The sequence below is a fragment of the Thermosporothrix hazakensis genome (genome assembly GCF_003253565.1).
GTDB lineage: Bacteria > Chloroflexota > Ktedonobacteria > Ktedonobacterales > Ktedonobacteraceae > Thermosporothrix > Thermosporothrix hazakensis.
In genome coordinates this window covers 43,880-61,388 of sequence record NZ_QKUF01000032.1, presented here as the reverse complement: position 1 = coordinate 61,388, position 17,509 = coordinate 43,880, and the positions used below count along the sequence as shown (strand labels likewise).

The following is a 17,509-nucleotide window of genomic DNA, read 5'->3' as shown; positions in this document are numbered from 1 at the left end:
CTGCTCCTCGACCGCGATCACAACGCCGCCTTAAATATCTTGCACAAAGCACTACAGGGTACCGTCGGGCAGACGGGAACCGACGAGGGTGTCTCGTCGAACGCTTCTGGACAGCCTGCCGCTACGCATCGTCGCACTGCGACGCCGCGCAAGCAGGCTGGATGAAGGAAGAATCCCCGCCCTTCTGGCCTGGGGAGTGTCAATACTTTTGCCTTTCTGCTAGACGGACGCGAGGGAACTCCACAGGGTATAGATCCGCAAGAGCAGCTTGCCTCCTATCAAGAAGTACCTATTGGCGAAATCGGGCATATCGCTCAGCAACTGGAATGCTTGCCTGATACGCACTCCAGCACGCTCAAGGAAAGCTGGAAGCATTGGGGGCGCTTTCGGACGGTGATTCATCGGGCGGTAGCGGAGAGCCTCCAAATGCTCTCAAGCACCCGAGCCAGTTAAGGATACTCAGGCCAAAGACACGAAAAAGCGGCCCTGTACCTCCACAGGGTCGCTTCACCAACACGATACGGAAGAGATAACGAAGGGCGAGAGAGTCGATAACACAGCCCCTCTAGCGGGATAAGGGTACCTGCTGCTGTACCGGATCGGCTTCAAGCTCTCCACCGGCCAACTGCACCCGATGACGCCGAATCTTGCGCCTGATAACAACCAGGCTTTGTTCTAATTCATCGATACTTGCTTGAACGTTTCGCTCATGCTCCTCAAGGAATTCCAGGCGCTCCTGAAGCGCGGCATCACCCTGGCGCCGCAGATTCGCGAAAGCCTGCATCTGCCGAATAGACATGTTTGTTCTGCGCAAACACTGAAGGAACGCGATCCACGCCAGGTCGTCTTCTGTGAAGCGCCGATGCCCATTCGGCAAACGATGGACAGGATCGAGCAAACCCAGGCGCTCATAATAGCGCAAAGCATGGATACTCAAGCCAGTTCGTTCCGCAACTTCTTGAATGCTGAGTTCTTTTTGCATGCTTACAGTATACTTGCTAGAGTGCACTCCAGGTCAAGAGGAACTTCCACCACAAATGTTCCCACTTCTAGAAGGCGCTTTCCGGCGTTTTATGAGAGAACAGCATTTCTGTTGGACTTTTGATGTATACATCCAGTTCGGGATCAAAGTGCCGCTCCTCGAAGGTATGGCTGACAACAAAGTAGGAAGCACGGGCAAAGAGAGGCAGTTCGTGTTCAAAACGCGCCCACTTTTCCAGAAATGGTTCTCCCCATCCCTCACGAGCAAGCACCCAATCTCGGATAAGCTGCGACTCCCCTTTCTTGCCGGTCACGACAGGGCGTCCATCGACAAACACCAGTTCGCTATTTCGATACCTCAAACCGACAAATTTTCGGAAATCACCGGTCAGTTCCCCCGCAATGTCATCATGGTTGCCGCGCAAGCAGTAAAAGTGATCGGGATAGTGGATCTTGAGGTACATGACCATCAGCGCCGTCCCCAGAGAGCGCACCATTTCCTTATCAAGCAGCTCCTCGCTCCATTCGCCATCATCGTTGATGACCCAGTACGCGCGCTCTTCGGAATGCATGATATCGCCCACACAGACCACATTGATACGCCCCTGCTGTAATAGCTCGGATACCTGCTGTCCAGCCAGGGGCCCCGTTTCAAGCCGGGTTTCGAGGATAGCAAGCAGCAGTTCCCGCCGCGCATGCAGATCCGGGATCACAATCGTTGGCAGATCCTGCAAGTCAATCAGACTACCTCTGGCGAGCATCAGCACCTGCTCAAGCGCTTCTGTATAGGTTTCAAGTGCTTCAAGCTGCTCCCGTTTGGCCAGATGACGGAATAATTCGAGCGACAGCACAACATCCTCTTTTCTCCCTGAATGTAGCATGATATAATACCTCAATCTTCTCTTTTTATTGAATTACCCATAGTTTTTCATACTAGTATAAAATGTCTTTCAGACACAGTCAATTCTCTCACACCACTTCAATTTCAATAGTATTGGATATATATGCTTTTTTCACCTTTTCAGGATGCCTGCTTTCTTGCTCTCTGTGAGGAAATAGATGAGCTTCTACCCCATTTTCATCGATACATCTCCTTCTTTCTCTTACCAATAGACGTTTTTCTCCCCTTTTTCATGCAGAAGAGAATAGTGTGAACAAGTTCATACCATCGCAACAAAAGAACTGGTATACTTCTGGAAGAAGAGGTTTCCTGTGAGGTAGCATCGTACAAATGTGATCCTATGTGTCGCTATGCAGATGGAATAGCTCGTACGAGAGAACCAGAGGGAGAAATGCTATGTTCCCGGGCAACCAGAGGCCTCCATTATTGCTCCTTCCCTATCGAAATGTTGAGGTCGTCTACGATAGATTTGGTCAACCACACGAGGTCACCAAAAGCTGGACCATCCCCTGTGGCTGTAGTTCATTGTTGATTGCCATTCCGCTGATCCTTCTGGTCAAGTGGCTCTGGCCGAACGTGATTCCCTTTGATCTGTTCGCTTTCTGGACCACACACGGAGACCTGACAGCGCTTCCCGGCGACATCTGGCCCTTTATCGTGGGCGGCCTCGTGGTAACGCTGTACGAACTGCTCTTCAGGATGACAGAAGAGGAGCGCCTGAACTTCTTTTTCCACTGGGCTTATGAAGGGGGATTCTTCCACAAATCATTCATCTTCTACACAATCTATGGCTTTCTGGAAGAGGTCTGTTTCCGCTGGGTGCTCTTCTATAGCTATATCGTCGGGCTCACGGTGGCAAACGTTCTCTTCTTTGGCTTTGCCGGCTTCGGGCTCTTTCAGTGGCTGTTCCTCCATGTTTTTGGCCCGGCAGCGGATTTCGTCACGCTCCACAAGCTGCATGACATCCTCTTCGGCTCGTCCTGGGTAATTGGTGCTGCAATCCTGAGTGCGAACGGGAAATTCCGTCAGGGGCATGCCTATCAGGGTTGGATCGGGTGGCTCTGGGCGTGGTTTGGGGGCATGTTCCTCTTCCTGGTTATGTTTCACTACGGCTTGCCAATCGCAATCGGCGTGCATATCCTGTATAACCTGCTGCTGAACTGGGGGATCTACTTTCTCACCTGGATCGATTATGGCGGCATATAGCGCCACATGCATTATTGCATGAAATGCATCGGGCGAGCAAAAAGTTCCACACCTTTTGCCAGATCAGTGGAAAAGGATCGCAGAGAAAAAGGCGCTGGCCGTTCGCCAGTTCGAGCGAGCGCCAATGTTGCTCTGGACCGGGAAGCGCCGGACGCCATACATCCTCTTCTGCATAGGGGTGGTGTAAACAGGCCCAGGGAGCCAGATGAAAGCTTGATGTCTCCCAATAGATCTCATGTTATCTGGCGTCGAGACCTCTATCAACTTGATGAAACACCGGAAGACATGCTGCATAAGCGCAACAGCCTCCTCTTGTTTCGTGCAATCCTTGAAGTTGCCCGAGATGATTGACCCGATATATGCGACCGCTCGGGCAAGACAGTCAGGGATTGTGTGCTTCAGGAAACAGTACTACCGCTTTCACCTATCCTGAGTTTTGCAACGGGCAGTTTTCTTAATATCTTTTTAATACACAAAAACAATTCAGTCTGCTATAATAAGCATATGGTCCTTTCTGTAGAAAGAAGGGTCAGAAAGAACCCCGTCCTTGCAGGCCGGGATGATTGAGCGAGACGGTACCGTCAGAGAGAGACGGTACCCGACGAGGAAGCCTCGTCAAACGCTTCTGAACGCGTGCCGCTATGGGTCCGTCTATGCGACGGCTTACAAGGCATGCCGGATACAAGAAGCGTCCCCGGGCTTCAGCTCCCGGGGAGTGTCAAAACGCTTCCTGACTGGTGGCCGCTGCTCGTTGTCATGAGACCGGCAAACGAGTTCGCCACATGGATAAAGGAAGAATCCCCCGGAAATCGGAGGGGAGTGTCAAACATGTAGCACTACTATTACTCCTTCTGTGAAGCCGCTCAATCGCTCCTTGAGCGGCTTTTTTCTTTCCTGGCAGGCGCTCCTATGGCAGGCTGCGCCTGAGTCGCTGCTGCACCTGCTGAATATAAGTCCGCGTCACCTCAGGTAGAATCGTCTCAAGTTCCACCTCTTCCCAGAGTTCCTCTTCCTGACCGAGAGTGTAATGTCCATCCACCCAATCAAGCCAGAAAGAGTAGATCTTCTCAGCCGTGACAATAAACCCCTCAAAAGAGCTGATCTCGCCACTATAGCTACTTTCTGGGAGATCATAGCCAGAATTAGCGTAGACCACAACGTCGTACTCGGTGATACCCAGTGGAGCGAGCAATGAACGGATAATCTCCTGCTCTCGCTCCGTCATAACAAAACCTTTCATAGTGCTTTGTCGCTCCCCGCTGTTCACAAATACAAGCAAGCGAGGGAAATAGCCCGCTTACAATGCTTCCTTTTCAGGTTGCATATTCTGATATTACCACAGGGGCCGCTTTCGGGCATCTATTCTCGTCGCGCCTGCCTTCTCTACCGCGCGTCCTGACTCAAGAGAAGCCTTCCCTCCTCTATACCTCCGTTACTCGCTAAAAGAGCGAGCGGTACAGAGATATATTTCAATACAGTCAGGGAAGAAATAGGGAAAAATGGTGATTCTCCTGTTCAAAGGATTGTACAAAAGCTGTGTAATTGAATACAATATCAGTATACAGAAACTCTGTCTGGATCAAGAAAGCTCAAAACGCAACACAACAGCATCCAGCCCGCTTGTGTTGCGCTCGCTGGAGCTTCAAAGATCTTTTCTTCCATTTTTGGCGGTTCAGGCGGAAGTGTCGCGTTCCGTTTGGGCCCGATAGAAATAGACTCTCCGTTCAAGGCGGAAGATGTGGAGGTAGCAACGTGGTAGTTTCTCCTGAAGATGGCTTTCAATGTCAGATTCGTGCAGGGAACGAAATTGAAGACTTTAAACGCAAATTCGAGGAGTTATATGAGACGGGCTTTCTTCTGGAAGGCTTCACCTCGGTTCCGATTCTGGCACAACGCTGGTATCGGTATGTGCCTGGAAAACCACTGTACGACCGGGAGGGAAATCGGCTGAGTGAGGAATCCTTCCTGACGCCGACAGAGTTTGCGCTTCTGCTCACGCTCTACTCCTATCTTGAAGAGGAACAGATACAGCCGTCGGTTTCCACGCTTGCCATGCACCTGGGAAAAAGCAACCGACAAGTTCGCCGCTATATTGCTCGCATGAGCCAGAAAGGATTCTTACATGTCACCCCACAGTATGGCCCCGATCAGCAGCAACTCGCCAATTACTACGACCTATCACCCTTTTTCCAGAGACTGTATGCTTTTCTGGAATCATTCGGACACAAGAAACCACGCAAGCAACGCAAGAAGAAGCAAAAGTAGCGTATATGCTTTTTCATAGATAACCCCGTCAGGCCTGTCGCGCACGCTGACGGCTCGAACCCTCTGTTGCACAGCCTGTTGCAGCGCTGCTGTTCTCATGCCGCTCTCCACGTGCTTCGACAGGCCCCGCCTCCTTCTCCATGCTTCTCAAAACCATCAAAGCGCATCAGCAAGCCGAAGCACGCTGCACATTGCCAGTTTCAGCAGGCCGGGATCCAATTCGAGGGTAAAGAGTTTCTGAAGAGAAAGAAGAAAACGACATGCTGAAAAATGGCTGGATCTCCTTTGACCTGGGAGAAGTTCGCCCCTATAAGGGCACCTATTCCCTGTATTCCCACATAGATCTGCCACCGCTACCTGAGACGCTCTTTCGTGGCGAATTTCAATGGCTCACTCTGATTCTTAATCCATTTTGCTCATTTTGACTGTAGACCAATTTGAGAGCTGCTGCTGTTCTCTCTACCAGATTCGTACACTCTCTTCTGTTCAGCAGCAGCCATCATTTTCAGTATGCCCGGATATCGCGGAAGAAACCAGAACAAACCCTGTCCTTCTCCTGTACAATCACTGAACACGCAGGAAGAGCCCACCCGAAAGCAGGCCCTCCCACAAAACGTCAGCGCTTTTCGGTCCCAGAAGCACAGAGCGCGGCCAGCGTGTACAGGCACACGACCAGCACCAGCGCAACACGCAACCCGGCCCAATCCGCAAGGAAGCCGATGACAGGCGGGCCCGCAATCATCCCGAAGTACCCCCATGTGGAAATGGCCGACAGCAGAGCCCCGGTATTCGCGCCCGCAAGCCGCCCGACAGCACTGACTACAAGCGGGAACGGCACAGAAAGGCCTATGCCTACCAGACCCAATCCCACCAGCGCCACAGGCACCCAGGGGAACAACAGCGCCATCAGCAGCCCGATTGCAGCAAGCGCACAGGAGATACGCACCAGCACAGGAGCGCCAAATCGAGTCGCCAGCTTATCGCCAACGCTGCGCCCGAGCGTCTGACAAACCAGGAAAATGGTAAAGCCCGAAGCCGCAAGACCGGCGTCCGCGTGCAGCGTTCCGGAGAGATAGACCGCACTCCAATCATAGATTGCACCAATGCTGAGCAAAGAGCAGAACGCGATTGTCCCCAGGAGGATGATCGTACGTGAGCCGCGCAGCGAGAAGCCCTTGCGAGCAGGCCGTTCCTGTTGCGTCGGCTTCTCAGGCACCAGGAAGCGCGAACACCATGCCAGATTGAGTAGAGCACAGATCGCGATCATGCAGAAATGCAGTTCAGGGCTTAGCCGCATGGCAGCCAGCAAGCTCCCAAAGGTAGCACCGACAAGGCTTCCCACGCTAAAACAGGCATGGAACGAGTTCATAATGGGCCACTCGTAGGCGCGCTCGACAGCCGCACCCTGCATGTTCATCGTTACATCCATCGCGCCATTGCCAATCCCGAAGAGGAACAGCGCAAGCACAAGCAAGGGCAACATGGGCGCATAGGCGATCAGAGGCAGGGAACATCCCATAATCAGCGTCGCAAGCACAGTAATGAATGCACTACCGACGCGACCAGATAGACGCCCGGCAACGTTCATCGCAAGCAATCCGCCAACCGTACAGCCCAGTAACGCAAGTCCGAGCAGCCCTGGTTGCAGAGAGAGCTTCGTTTGAATAGCTGGAAGCCGCACGGAAAAAGTCGCACCCAGAAATCCGTTCAAAAAGAACATCACACTGACCGCGATACGGGCCAGCAAGAAACGTCGTCCAACTCCAGACCTTGAAAGCATGTGATAGTATCCTTCTATTCATTGGAAAGGGATTGGCAGGAATATCAAGGGAAAATGAGTGGAGTGGGGACATTCGCGTGTCTATGGGAGTTCGCAGGACCATCCCAAAAACGCGAGATGCCCAGCGACGCACGCCGAGAGGATATGAAGCAACAGAGCCACAGGCACATTACATGCCATTCTATGTTCTCTATGCAGAGTCAGAAAAGGGGAAAAAGGGAGAGAAATGTGTAGAGAATCTCTATCAACAGTGAAACGCCCGCTCTTTTTCCCGCATAAGCCCGGCGTGATCGCTTATGCGGGGAATCTGGCTGCACAGGGAAGTGTGCCCGAAGCATTCATCGTCTGCTTTTCCTTTCTCGCTTTTGGAACGAACTCTATCAGAGAAATGCCACCCCTGTCAAGCAGCACTTTGTTCACCAGGCCACAGAGGCAGAGTCAGGCCCTCGAGAGAGGGTCACTCTGTCCCTGCCGACCGGACCATGTCATCCAGGAATAGCCAGCGGATTCTTTTGAAGAATGCTAAAACGCGTAGTATTGTCCGGCGTATTCTGGATATCAGTTGCCAGAATCTGAAGGCGATAGATCTCTGCGGCGCGTGCGCTGGCGATGGCTGCAAAGCCTCTTAATTGCTTGGTTGCAATCATCTTTGCGCTTTCTGCCGTGTTTTCCATTGGCACAACCTGCACCCCGAGCGATTCCAGATACACGCTGCATTGTTCCAGTGCCTGCGGATGCGAGACGACCATGACCAGATCATGAAGCTGTTGTCCCGGTAAGCAGAGCAGGCAATGGCGCACAGGAAAATCAATCGACCTGACAACAGTGAGCGGATAGCGTTGCAGGAGCTGTTCCATTTCGGCGATCGGGCCTGTCTGCGAATTAGCAACAGGCAGAATTCCGTACACCGTCTCCCCACGCGCTACCGCATCACACACATCAGTAAACCGTGGATACGGGCATAGCTCTATCTCTGTTCCCGCAAAGCATGAGCGGGCCGCCTCAGCGCTATATGCTCCATCCACACCCTGGAAGGCCACGCGTAAGCGGGCCACAGAACTCTTCTTCTGTTCATTTTTGCTCTTTTTACTCCTCTCTTCAGGAAAGAGTAATCTTCTTAGCATGCTCTCCAATGGTCTCTTACTATTCTCCTGATCGTTGTAATATGCACTATCGAGAGAAAGGTTGACTTCAGGGATACGCCTTTTAGATGATGGGAATTGGGTAGTTTTTACCGTTTCAACAGAACGGTTGTTTGATGAAAACCGACACCAACGGCGGCAAGCACCACATACTCGGCGGTAATTTGATGGAAGAAGTAAGCCAGATTGACAGGATAGGTTGCCATCGTCATATTGCCGAAGCGTTCCAGCGTTTCCAGATACTCTTTCGGACGAATGCGCTGGGCCCAGTAATCGAGCATCAGCCGCGAGGCCTGGTGGGTCAGCAGAGCGACGTTCTCACCGGTCAGGCCGTGTTTTTGCAGGAGTTGCTGAATCAGGAATGGAGGCCCCTCCATGCCAGCCGTCTGAAAGGAGTGAATACCGCTTTCCAGCAGAATTTCATAGGTTGGTAGAGGGACATTCTGCTCATCAACGGGGAGGTAGCGGCGACCATTCAACAGAAGCGGGCGCGTCTGCATGACCATTGCCCCGTACTGTTCACTCAGAGTTTGTGTGGCATAATCCACCAGGGTAAAAGAAGTGCTCGGCCCAAGCACGACCGCACCCGCACCATCACCCACGCTGAGCGCATGTCCCTGGGTGTAGTCCATATAGCGGGTCCAGTTCGTACCACAGACAATCAGCGCGTAACGGCAATGGCCCGCAAGAATAGCCTCCCACGCCTGAATCAAGCTGAGCAAGAAGTTACTGAACTCGCTATTGATCGGAACGACCAGCGTGTGCTGAGGCAGCCCCAGATCTCGGTGAATGGCATACAGGGCGTTCGGCGTCAGATAGGGAGAGACAGAGGCGTACCCGTAAATACGGTCAATCTCTGCCGGGCTGACCCGCGCCTGTGACAGCGCCTTCTGAGCCGCATCGAGCATCAGTGACTCAAGCTGCTCGCCATCTTTGAGATAGCGACGTTCGCGTAAGCCGGTGAACAGATCTTTTTCGGCGATCCCTTTTGAATTGACAACCCGTTTCACCTGATCAAAAAGGGGATCATCATTTGTCCGGATATGCGGGGGAACACTATAGCCAGTACCAAGAATACCAACTGTCATGCTATCGTTTCCTCATTCTAGAAAAGGTTTTTTTCAGCAAGGAGCAGCAGGGAAGGTGGGTTCCCGGCTGCTCGTGTTGTTGTTCAGCGCTTAATGGGCCGGTTGCAATTCGCTTTTGCCGAAGAAAGCCTGCAAGGTGTTGACACGCCGCTGGAGGGCGTAGGGCACCTCATTGATATCAACCATCGCATCGATGAGGCAGGGTACCTGAGCCTCTAATGCATCCTGTAGGCTCTCGGAGAGCTCATCGAGCGTCGTAGCCTTGTAGGAACGAAGGCCAAGCCCACGCGCGATGGTCGCAATGTCCATCTGGTGATGGAAGACGGTCGCGAAGGATTCACCACAGAGCATCTTTTCGCCGTTGTAGACCATGCCATGACCGCCATTGTTGAGCACCACCCAGACCACCGGTACCCCGTAATCGACCGCCGTATGCATCTCCAGGCCGTTCATGGCGAAGGCACCGTCACCCACCAGCGCCACGACCGGACGATCAGGCGCGGCAATCTTGCCCCCGATAGGAGCCGCCATCGCGTAGCCCATCGAGGCCACATTGAGCGCCATGAACATCGTTCCCGGCTGGCGTGCCACATAGTATTGACCGATCCAACTCAGGCAGTTGCCATTATCCACGAAGAGCAAGGTGTCAGATGGCAACAGCTCGCTCATACGGGACACGACCGCTTGCGGCTTGAGCAATGCAGCGTCTCCCTGCAATTCCTCAGAGTTGTAGTAGCGCGGGTACTCCTGCTTGATGCGATACAGCAGGGCATTCGAGTGGCGGGCCTCTACACCGGCCGAGCGCAAGTGCTCGTAGAGCTTCTGAAGCACAGCGCGGGCGTCGCCCACCACGCTCTCATCAACCGGGTAGTTCTTGCCGATTTCCAGCGGATCGAGGTCAATCTGAATCACGGTGCGGTTACGGGCAAGCCGTGCATCCCATCCATGCGTCTGGAACTCGCCGAGGCTGGTTCCCACAATCACCAGCACATCGACCTCCTCAGAAAGCATATAGGCGTCGGAATACTCGCTGCCGCCCAGGCCAAAGACGCCCAGTGAGAGCGGGTGATCCTCCGGGAAGGCGCTCTTGCCTTTGATCGTCGTCGCTACCGGGATCTGGAGCAGCTCGGCAATCTGGCGCAGCGGCTCCCAGGCACCTGACAGATTGACACCATGCCCGACAAAGAACGCAGGCGTACGAGCAGACTGCAAGATCTGGCTGATGCGGGCGATGGCCTCGGGATCGCCAACCGCAGTGGTATGGGTGCGATGATGCGCGGTGTCAATCTGCTCAATCGTCACCGGCTGCTTGACCAGATCAGCGGGCAGATTCAGGTGCACCGCACCTTGACGCCCGGTGAGGGCTGTACGGATCGCGCGTCGGATCACATGCGGCATGTGCTGGGCGTTGGAAAGCATCGTTGAGAGTTTGGTAGCCGAACGGAAAATATCCACAATATCGAGATTCCAGTTGCCGCCGCTGCTATCCTGTAACGCGCCTTTGCCAAAGGTCGTGGTGGAAACCTGGGCGCTTAAAAAGAGCACCGGAATCGAGTCGCTATAGGCACTTGCCACACCAGTGAGGGCATTGGTTGCGCCGGGGCCACTGGTGCCACAGCACACGCCCAGTCCTCGGCGCACGCGTGCATATCCTTCAGCCATAAAGGCCGCCCCCTCTTCATGTTTGGCAAGCACCGGGCGGATCTTCTTACGCCGGGCCAGCGTCTCATACAGCGGGACCAGCGGGCCGCCGGGCACCCCGAAGAGATGGGTTACTCCTTCCTCTTCCAGAGCACGAAGCAGGACTTCTATAGCTGAATATGTCGACATAGCATACGTTTCCTTTCCCGTGATACAAAATAGGGAGCAAGCCACCCCACTTTATCGATAAAAGGGAGGATGACTACTCTCGTCCTGGCGCTGTGCTCCCTTGAAATGCTCGCGTAATGCGGTCAGGAGCAAGTCCAGGTTCGTTTTTGTCTGTAGCGGTTGCAGCGGGGAGTATTTCCCCGAAGAGATCAATTCCGCGCACTGTGAGATCGCCTGATTCAACTGCTTCAAGGATTGCTCCACCTGCTGCGTATGCTGCAAGCGGTTCTGAAGCGAGTTAAAGACGTTAATGAGCGGCCAGAGAACCGGTTCATACTCTTGCAGCGGAATCTTGGTAATCAGACGCCGGTTCATCGCGGTCGCATGATTGTGGACCACGCGCTCGATGTCCGTTTGCAGACGCAGGCGATCCTGCTCAGCAATCTCTCGCTGTTTCTCCGCCGTTTGCTGAGCAGCCGTGGCGATTTTTTCGGCGCGATACGCCCGAGAGAGATAGTTACTGGCACTCGACACCCATAGATAGGTGACACCAGCGACCAGCAACTGCACCCCAACCGGACGAAGCAACATCGGCCAGAACTGGGTGTGCAGGTCAGCCGCCAGAGTTGGCGTTTGCGGCTGATAGAGCAGACTTAGACAGATGAAGACAGAATTGAACAGGGCGACGAAAAAGACGCTTCGAGCGCTCAGCAGCGAGACCGCCAGCAATTCGCCAAAGACAAAGAGCTCATATTGCTGGATGCTTGGCTCGTCCAGCGGCTGCGTTGTCAGAACGACCATCATCAGGGCAGCCTCAAAGGAGAGTACCAGCAGCACACCCGCAACCATCGGCTTGTGAGCGCGATTCAGGAAAAGCGCCAGCACACAGATCACCATCATGCCCAGGTCCGCGACCAGCACATAGCGGTTCGGAAGTGCAAGACATCCCGGAATAAACAGAACGAAGATAACCAGCAGAAAAAAGACGATCACACTGAGGAGACGGGATTTCCGAATAATTTCGCGTTCCAAAAGATCTGGCACATCTTCAGTCTCAGAAATAGCTGTTAAAGCATACCACCAGCGAAAAAAAGACTGAAAGGCGCTTCGATCTTGCCCCGGCTCAAGCGCCTCCGGCTCGGGCACTTGTTGTACGTCAGTCTGATGAGTCGTTGGATCTTGCATTCTATACCATCCATTACGTGATTTTTGCGTTGGCACATGCGATGCCATACCGCTTTCTAAGCTCGACCGATAATATCATGCTTCCCTATAAAGCAAGGCGACGCCTGGCAAACGTCGAGTAAAGAAGCAGTGATATCCCCTGAAGTATCGGTATTGAAGTGTTTCTACTATTGCCTGTCTGAGAGAGACGGAATGGTGGGTGCCTCTTTTTGCGCCTCTCAGCAGGACAGAGAGAATCAGGCAATCACGGCTGACATTGTGAAAGGAGAAGGGGGTAAAAGCATTGTTCCCCAGGGAAACCGGTTCGTCTCTCAACCATGTTCTACGCATCCTTGCATCCATTTTTGTCGTCAGCTTGCTCCTGTGTTAGCGCCTGTAGAGCGCCATTTCCAGACAAGGAATATCCTTACTCCATTTCCAGATCAGGAGGCAAACACAGCTTGATGTGAGAATAGAGAAAAGAGAGCTGTTTTACGCATTTATTCGCAGCTCTCCACCGCAAAAGTATCAGTAATATGCATGACCGGTATATACTGGCCCGCCAAATTGTTACTACAGCTTTTTTATATCATTTTACCTCTTGTTTGTCCAGTAATCTCAATAGAATTGAGTCTTTATAGCTATTTTTTCTCCATTACTATGGATGGGTTTATCTTGCTTCGCATATATATCCACACTGCTCAGCTCTGGAATAGATTCTTCTATAGCACAACACCTCTAGCAGAGCGACTCGTTTTCCCGAAGAGCAGGGATATGCGATGTGGGGAAAAGGGAGAGGCAAGGGCCTGTATAAAGACGTACATCAACCAGCATTTCAGACGAGGAGCCGCCGTCCATCGTTCCCTCAACTCACTTGCTCTTGCCTCAAACTCTGACAGCCTCGTGAGAAGCCGCGTACGACGCTCAGGAAAAGAGACTACTCCCTCCTCATTGCTGGCTGCTTGATACTATCTGCCCCATAGCCAGTACGAGCTTCTGTACGATGGCAATACAAGCAGCCCAACCTTCTCGTATTCCACTTTCTGCGCTGTTGCATAGAAAACGGTCGGTAGCCAGAAAGGGCAATGGATGAGTGGCAGGCCGGCGAATATGCTGTTATCAACCGGCCCTGCTTTTTCTGGATACACCATTAGTTCCAGCATAACATGAACGAGGGGCGCGTGGGGAAGAGCACCTTGAGCAATGGCGCGGCTTCGACGCTGGCCCACACATCAGGGAAAACCTGGCGTAAGAAGTCAACGCTCCGATATCCGAAGAGCACTTGAAGGAAGAGCAGAGGCGGAAAAGAGGCATCTTCACTCTCTCCATACACGGGCTTGCGCCAGTCCTCTACCACCTTCAGGCGCCCGCGTTCAAGGTGCATACGAAGCCCACCGCGATAGAAATTCACCTTGATATCGCCGCTGTAGCCCGCAAGGGACGACGCTGCCAGCCGCTGTTCAAGTGCCGGAGCGATATGAAGCAGAAATCCGGGCAGATCCTTCACCCGCAGATACCAGGCATAGGGTGCCTCCACAGGCTGACGGAGCGTAATGTCTGCGAACTCAAACACCGGGTGTGTGGTTCCAAGCGCAAAGCAGATCTCCAGAAACGGCTCGCCATCGGGCAAGGCCGGCTCAATACCAGCGCCATACGCCCGCAGCGCCTGCAAGAGTGAGGGCAGGATAGCCTGCATATTCGTCCCCTCAATCAGCTCCAGCAGCCAGACATAGAGCGCTTTTCCCCGGCGGTATGCATCGGTGATAAGGGCGCCGACCGTCTCGCCAGCCGCGTTTACAAGCATGTAGCAGGCCAGAAAATGCCGCAACTCGGGATGTCGTTTCCAGGTCTCAATATCATAGAGCCACATGGCTCGCGTTGGCAGCTCAGAGAGAATCCCACTGGCCTGACGCCGCCGATAGAGCTCCTCCAATAGAGGAATATCATCAACGGTGGCCTCACGAAGCGTCAAAGCTCCCCTGACTTCGGGAATCAGGGCAATGGGCATCATGCGCCGATCATCCAGCTCAAGCGCATATTCATAGCCAAACTGTCGGTAGAAGTAGGAAATACCGGTAATGGCCTGTACAAGATCTCCCTGAGCCTCACTGCGTGCGTGAAAGAGCTCAAACAGCGCCCGAATCAGCCCGCGATTGCGGTAAGCGGGATCGGTGGCGACCATTTCCGGACGGCCCACATGAAAGGGAATCCCTTCGTAGGCCCAGGTGTGCCGCCAGACAGCGGTTGTGGCGATAATGGGGTTACCCGCCTTGCTGGTATCCTCAACAACGCCGAAATCCCGCGGCCCCATCAGAGGAAAATCATCAGACATCATCCGCCGAATCTGCCGGATGTACTCCTCGTTGGGAGGCGCGTCGACCGCGTCACGATGGACCAGACTGTGTAGAGTTGCGATACGCTCGATATCGTCGGCAGTAGACCAGCGCAATACAAGGCCATCGCCCAGATCACGCCGAAATGCAGGGTCCAAAACAGAGTGCATATACATCTCCTGAGCAGGATACGCTAAAAAGGGTAAAAGAATACAAAGAAGAGCCGTAGAGGTGGATATGAGTCTGTTACAACGAAGGGAAGGTCTTCACAGGATATGCCTGTCAATGGGCATACTTCACCCCTGGGCGAGATGAGAAGCAGGTCTATGGTGATAATGGGAAGAGATGAAAAACAGAACAAGAGAGAGGATAGGGGACATTGGGACTTCTCCTTTCTCAGTTCTGTCACGATGTTTCAACGTTCTTATTGTACCGGGCGGCAATCGGGATTGTCAAGCGGCGGTGGCACATCCCCATCCAGGAGCATATAATGCAGCGTGATCATTGCTTTTTCCTAATAAAAGCAGAGAAGAGAGAGGAGAGAGATGAAGCCATTATTTTTTCTGACTGGCAACAAGCATAAACTCGCAGAAGTACGCGCCTTGATCCCCCATGTAGAGGGCATAGATATGGATCTTCCAGAGCTTCAGGAGATAGACCCCCATACCATCATTGCCGCCAAGCTGAGAGAGGCACAGAAGCATCATCCTGGCTCATTCATTGTAGAAGATACGTCGCTCTTCCTTGAGGGCATGAACGGGCTGCCCGGGCCGCTGGTCAAGTGGTTTTTGAAAACGGTTGGCGTCGAGGGGATCTACAAGCTGACCGAAACGTTTGAGAACGCAAAAGCGACTGCTCGCACGCTCATCGGGTACGCGGATGAGGCAGGAACGCTACACTTCTTTGAGGGGGTTATCTCGGGAACCGTGGTTTCACCGCGCGGCTCCAATGGCTTTGGTTGGGATGCGCTTTTTCAGCCCGATGGCTCAACGAAGACATTCGCCGAGATGTCGCCCGAGGAGAAGACGCACTATAGCATGCGCCGAATCGCTCTTGAAGCACTCCAACGCTACCTTGAAACCGTCGATTAACAGTCAATGACCCCCGGCTGAAGACGGAGGCTTGCCCTCATCTTCCGAAGAAGACAGGGCTTCAGGGCTCATTGACGAGAGCCCACCGTGCCGAAACACGGTAAAGCGGTTTCGAATGTTTACCGCAGCATTCATATGGAGAGCAGCAGAACAAATACCAGAAGGGCCAGCAAGCTCCTGGCCCTCCTTCGAGATATGCATAATATTATGGCGCGACAATGGATAGGGCCAGCCTTACCGCTCTGGCCCATCTGTTTCTTTCTTCTTTGACTGTGCCGCTGTCAGACCGCTGCCGATTGCAATACCGAGGGACAGGCCAATACCAACACCCAGAGCCAGGTTATGGAAGAGCAAGCCAAAAACAACACCAAACGCGATACCAATACCAATCCATGCCGGAAACATCGACGCCTTTGTAGTAGTGCAGGTCCCCTTGCTTGTATAATCATTCTGTGGTGGGTTCGTGTTCATAGATCAGTTCTCTTTCCTCTCTTCAGTTCATCCTCTCTTTTATCATCACTCTCACAGTAGCAAACGCAGTATTACAGGCATTCTCAAATCAAGCTCCTCTCTTTCGTCTTCTATCTATTCTATCGACCTCTCTCATCAGGCTTCCGGTCTCTGTCATCAAGCTCCTCTCTTTCGTCTTCCAGCCATTCCACTAACCTCTCTCGTCAAGCTTCTCTCTTTTAGCGCTCTCGTCCCTGCCTTTGTCAGAAGATGGCCTTAGAAGCAGCGCTCCTCTCCCATTTTCTCTCTCACTTGTCTCTCAGAAGTGTCATTATCTCTTTGAGAATACATAAAAATCTACTATCTCTTCAAGAGTTATCTCTACCTGATACTACGCTTTTTCTTCTACATCTCACATATCTGGAGCGAACGAGGAGCATGATTTCTCTGTGTTTCTCCGATCTGAAATGCGTGCTTCAGGCAGAGAAGTGCAAAGAAGGGAATAACACAGGGCGTCCATATTCCCGGTACCTCACTTCAGATCTCCTCAAGCATCCCTTGACATCCATATTCTTTTCTGATAAGATACTTGTAAGTAAATTATTACTTACACAAGAAAGGATCGAAGATGTCGCAAGGAATGAGAAGAGAACGGAACGCGGCCCGCACACAGGAGATTATCCTGCAAGCCGCGGCGGAAACCTTCGCAGAGAATGGCTTTGATGGGGCTCGCATGGACGTGATCGCCAGGCGAGCAGGGTATAATATCGCGCTGCTGTTTCGCTACTTTGAGAGCAAAGAAGGAATATACCGGGCTGTCATAGAGCGCCTGCGCAATCAGGAAAATGATTCCCTCGGGGAGCTGATCGCCCCTTTTATCAATGACGAGGTCGCCCACCGCGATCCCGAAAAAGTGCGCCGCTTCCTTGAAATTTGTGCGTCCTGGTACTTCCATCTCGCACATCGACATCCCTATCTCCTTCGATTGCTTAACTGGCGTATTGGAGCACCTGGAAGCCTGTTCCCGAATATTCCCGCGGCAAACCTGGAGGTTGAATGGGGCGAGGCCGCAGTAGCTTTTCTTCGGAAGGCGCAGGAAGCTGGATTGATCCGCCCGAACCTCGACGCACACCTGATTATCATGAATATGTTCTCGTTAAGCATGCTGGCGATTCAGTCCTACACACAGCAACAATTGACCACACAAAAGTCTCTCGAAGAGCTGTGTGACTGCGTTGTAGAAATGGCGCTTGATGGCGTATTCCCACATGCAGATAAAGCAGAATAGGAGCAGAAAAA

18 protein-coding genes are annotated in these 17,509 nt (G+C 52.8%); 7 read left to right on the top strand and 11 right to left on the bottom strand.

The annotated features are described in order from the left end of the window. Positions 1–219: 219 nt before the first annotated feature. The 3 genes from EI42_RS33505 to EI42_RS26725 form a co-directional block, all read right to left on the bottom strand. Positions 220–402, bottom strand: coding sequence for a hypothetical protein (locus tag EI42_RS33505; protein WP_211326360.1), 183 nt, complete (start codon positions 400–402; stop codon positions 220–222). 163 nt (positions 403–565) lie between these two features. Next, on the bottom strand, positions 566–982 hold the full coding sequence (locus EI42_RS26730) for a MerR family transcriptional regulator (RefSeq protein WP_111325700.1): 417 nt from the start codon (positions 980–982) through the stop codon (positions 566–568). 67 nt (positions 983–1,049) lie between these two features. Then, positions 1,050–1,862, bottom strand: coding sequence for a metallophosphoesterase (locus EI42_RS26725; protein ID WP_111325699.1), 813 nt, complete (start codon positions 1,860–1,862; stop codon positions 1,050–1,052). 416 nt (positions 1,863–2,278) lie between these two features. Here EI42_RS26725 and EI42_RS26720 point away from each other — a divergent pair, with 416 nt between their 5' ends. From EI42_RS26720 to EI42_RS34515, 3 genes are read left to right on the top strand one after another with little or no spacing between them, the layout of a single operon-like run. Continuing rightward, a complete protein-coding gene (locus tag EI42_RS26720) occupies positions 2,279–3,088 on the top strand; it encodes a hypothetical protein (protein WP_111325698.1) in 810 nt (269 codons plus the stop codon). A gap of 55 nt (positions 3,089–3,143) precedes the next feature. After that, on the top strand, positions 3,144–3,275 hold the full coding sequence (locus tag EI42_RS34520) for a hypothetical protein (protein WP_281279007.1): 132 nt from the start codon (positions 3,144–3,146) through the stop codon (positions 3,273–3,275). Between the two features lie 29 nt (positions 3,276–3,304). Next, on the top strand, positions 3,305–3,439 hold the full coding sequence (locus tag EI42_RS34515) for a hypothetical protein (RefSeq protein ID WP_282957337.1): 135 nt from the start codon (positions 3,305–3,307) through the stop codon (positions 3,437–3,439). Positions 3,440–3,995: 556 nt separating this feature from the next. Here the strand turns inward: EI42_RS34515 and EI42_RS26710 are convergent. Then, positions 3,996–4,328: a hypothetical protein gene (locus EI42_RS26710; RefSeq protein ID WP_111325696.1), complete on the bottom strand. Its 333-nt coding sequence runs from the start codon at positions 4,326–4,328 to the stop codon at positions 3,996–3,998. 512 nt (positions 4,329–4,840) lie between these two features. Here EI42_RS26710 and EI42_RS26705 point away from each other — a divergent pair. Both EI42_RS26705 and EI42_RS32845 read left to right on the top strand, forming a co-directional pair. After that, positions 4,841–5,353 (top strand): helix-turn-helix domain-containing protein, encoded by a 513-nt coding sequence (locus EI42_RS26705; protein WP_170142934.1) that lies wholly within the window; start codon positions 4,841–4,843, stop codon positions 5,351–5,353. Positions 5,354–5,613: 260 nt separating this feature from the next. After that, positions 5,614–5,778 carry a hypothetical protein gene (locus tag EI42_RS32845; protein WP_170142933.1) on the top strand — a complete coding sequence of 55 codons (165 nt, stop codon included), beginning with the start codon at positions 5,614–5,616 and terminating at the stop codon, positions 5,776–5,778. Positions 5,779–5,969: 191 nt separating this feature from the next. Here EI42_RS32845 and EI42_RS26700 read toward each other — a convergent pair whose 3' ends face one another. From EI42_RS26700 to EI42_RS26675, 6 genes are all read right to left on the bottom strand, one after another. Beyond that, positions 5,970–7,133 carry an MFS transporter gene (locus EI42_RS26700; protein ID WP_111325694.1) on the bottom strand — a complete coding sequence of 388 codons (1,164 nt, stop codon included), beginning with the start codon at positions 7,131–7,133 and terminating at the stop codon, positions 5,970–5,972. A gap of 485 nt (positions 7,134–7,618) precedes the next feature. Continuing rightward, positions 7,619–8,188 carry a prephenate dehydratase domain-containing protein gene (locus EI42_RS26695; RefSeq protein ID WP_170142932.1) on the bottom strand — a complete coding sequence of 190 codons (570 nt, stop codon included), beginning with the start codon at positions 8,186–8,188 and terminating at the stop codon, positions 7,619–7,621. Between the two features lie 176 nt (positions 8,189–8,364). Further along, positions 8,365–9,363, bottom strand: a complete 999-nt coding sequence (locus EI42_RS26690) for a 3-oxoacyl-ACP synthase III family protein (RefSeq protein ID WP_111325692.1) — start codon at positions 9,361–9,363, stop codon at positions 8,365–8,367. A gap of 90 nt (positions 9,364–9,453) precedes the next feature. Continuing rightward, complete coding sequence (locus EI42_RS26685) at positions 9,454–11,193, bottom strand: thiamine pyrophosphate-binding protein (RefSeq protein ID WP_111325691.1); 1,740 nt, start codon at positions 11,191–11,193, stop codon at positions 9,454–9,456. A gap of 51 nt (positions 11,194–11,244) precedes the next feature. Continuing rightward, the gene (locus EI42_RS26680) at positions 11,245–12,357 is read right to left on the bottom strand and encodes a hypothetical protein (RefSeq protein ID WP_111325690.1); all 1,113 of its coding nucleotides are present in this window, start codon (positions 12,355–12,357) and stop codon (positions 11,245–11,247) included. A gap of 1,129 nt (positions 12,358–13,486) precedes the next feature. Next, positions 13,487–14,839, bottom strand: coding sequence for a GNAT family N-acetyltransferase (locus EI42_RS26675; RefSeq protein WP_111325689.1), 1,353 nt, complete (start codon positions 14,837–14,839; stop codon positions 13,487–13,489). Between the two features lie 375 nt (positions 14,840–15,214). Here EI42_RS26675 and EI42_RS26670 point away from each other — a divergent pair, with 375 nt between their 5' ends. Then, positions 15,215–15,760, top strand: a complete 546-nt coding sequence (locus EI42_RS26670) for a non-canonical purine NTP pyrophosphatase (protein WP_111325688.1) — start codon at positions 15,215–15,217, stop codon at positions 15,758–15,760. A 234-nt stretch (positions 15,761–15,994) separates the two neighbouring features. On the opposite strand, the gene EI42_RS26665 is transcribed toward EI42_RS26670, so the two are convergent. Continuing rightward, positions 15,995–16,231: a glycine zipper domain-containing protein gene (locus EI42_RS26665; RefSeq protein WP_211326359.1), complete on the bottom strand. Its 237-nt coding sequence runs from the start codon at positions 16,229–16,231 to the stop codon at positions 15,995–15,997. 619 nt (positions 16,232–16,850) lie between these two features. Here EI42_RS26665 and EI42_RS26660 point away from each other — a divergent pair. Further along, the gene (locus EI42_RS26660; RefSeq protein ID WP_211326358.1) at positions 16,851–17,498 is read left to right on the top strand and encodes a TetR/AcrR family transcriptional regulator; all 648 of its coding nucleotides are present in this window, start codon (positions 16,851–16,853) and stop codon (positions 17,496–17,498) included. The last annotated feature ends 11 nt before the right edge of the window (positions 17,499–17,509 follow it).

What these genes read in the sequence shown, in the direction of transcription:
- EI42_RS33505 (WP_211326360.1), bottom strand. Translation starts at nt 402, where the DNA reads ATGAATCACCGTCCGAAAGCGCCCCCAATGCTTCCAGCTTTCCTTGAG.
- EI42_RS26730 (WP_111325700.1), bottom strand. Translation starts at nt 982, where the DNA reads ATGCAAAAAGAACTCAGCATTCAAGAAGTTGCGGAACGAACTGGCTTG.
- EI42_RS26725 (WP_111325699.1), bottom strand. Translation starts at nt 1,862, where the DNA reads ATGCTACATTCAGGGAGAAAAGAGGATGTTGTGCTGTCGCTCGAATTA.
- EI42_RS26720 (WP_111325698.1), top strand. Translation starts at nt 2,279, where the DNA reads ATGTTCCCGGGCAACCAGAGGCCTCCATTATTGCTCCTTCCCTATCGA.
- EI42_RS34515 (WP_282957337.1), top strand. Translation starts at nt 3,305, where the DNA reads ATGTCTCCCAATAGATCTCATGTTATCTGGCGTCGAGACCTCTATCAA.
- EI42_RS26710 (WP_111325696.1), bottom strand. Translation starts at nt 4,328, where the DNA reads ATGAAAGGTTTTGTTATGACGGAGCGAGAGCAGGAGATTATCCGTTCA.
- EI42_RS32845 (WP_170142933.1), top strand. Translation starts at nt 5,614, where the DNA reads ATGCTGAAAAATGGCTGGATCTCCTTTGACCTGGGAGAAGTTCGCCCC.
- EI42_RS26700 (WP_111325694.1), bottom strand. Translation starts at nt 7,133, where the DNA reads ATGCTTTCAAGGTCTGGAGTTGGACGACGTTTCTTGCTGGCCCGTATC.
- EI42_RS26690 (WP_111325692.1), bottom strand. Translation starts at nt 9,363, where the DNA reads ATGACAGTTGGTATTCTTGGTACTGGCTATAGTGTTCCCCCGCATATC.
- EI42_RS26685 (WP_111325691.1), bottom strand. Translation starts at nt 11,193, where the DNA reads ATGTCGACATATTCAGCTATAGAAGTCCTGCTTCGTGCTCTGGAAGAG.
- EI42_RS26680 (WP_111325690.1), bottom strand. Translation starts at nt 12,357, where the DNA reads ATGCAAGATCCAACGACTCATCAGACTGACGTACAACAAGTGCCCGAG.
- EI42_RS26675 (WP_111325689.1), bottom strand. Translation starts at nt 14,839, where the DNA reads ATGCACTCTGTTTTGGACCCTGCATTTCGGCGTGATCTGGGCGATGGC.
- EI42_RS26670 (WP_111325688.1), top strand. Translation starts at nt 15,215, where the DNA reads ATGAAGCCATTATTTTTTCTGACTGGCAACAAGCATAAACTCGCAGAA.
- EI42_RS26665 (WP_211326359.1), bottom strand. Translation starts at nt 16,231, where the DNA reads ATGAACACGAACCCACCACAGAATGATTATACAAGCAAGGGGACCTGC.
- EI42_RS26660 (WP_211326358.1), top strand. Translation starts at nt 16,851, where the DNA reads ATGAGAAGAGAACGGAACGCGGCCCGCACACAGGAGATTATCCTGCAA.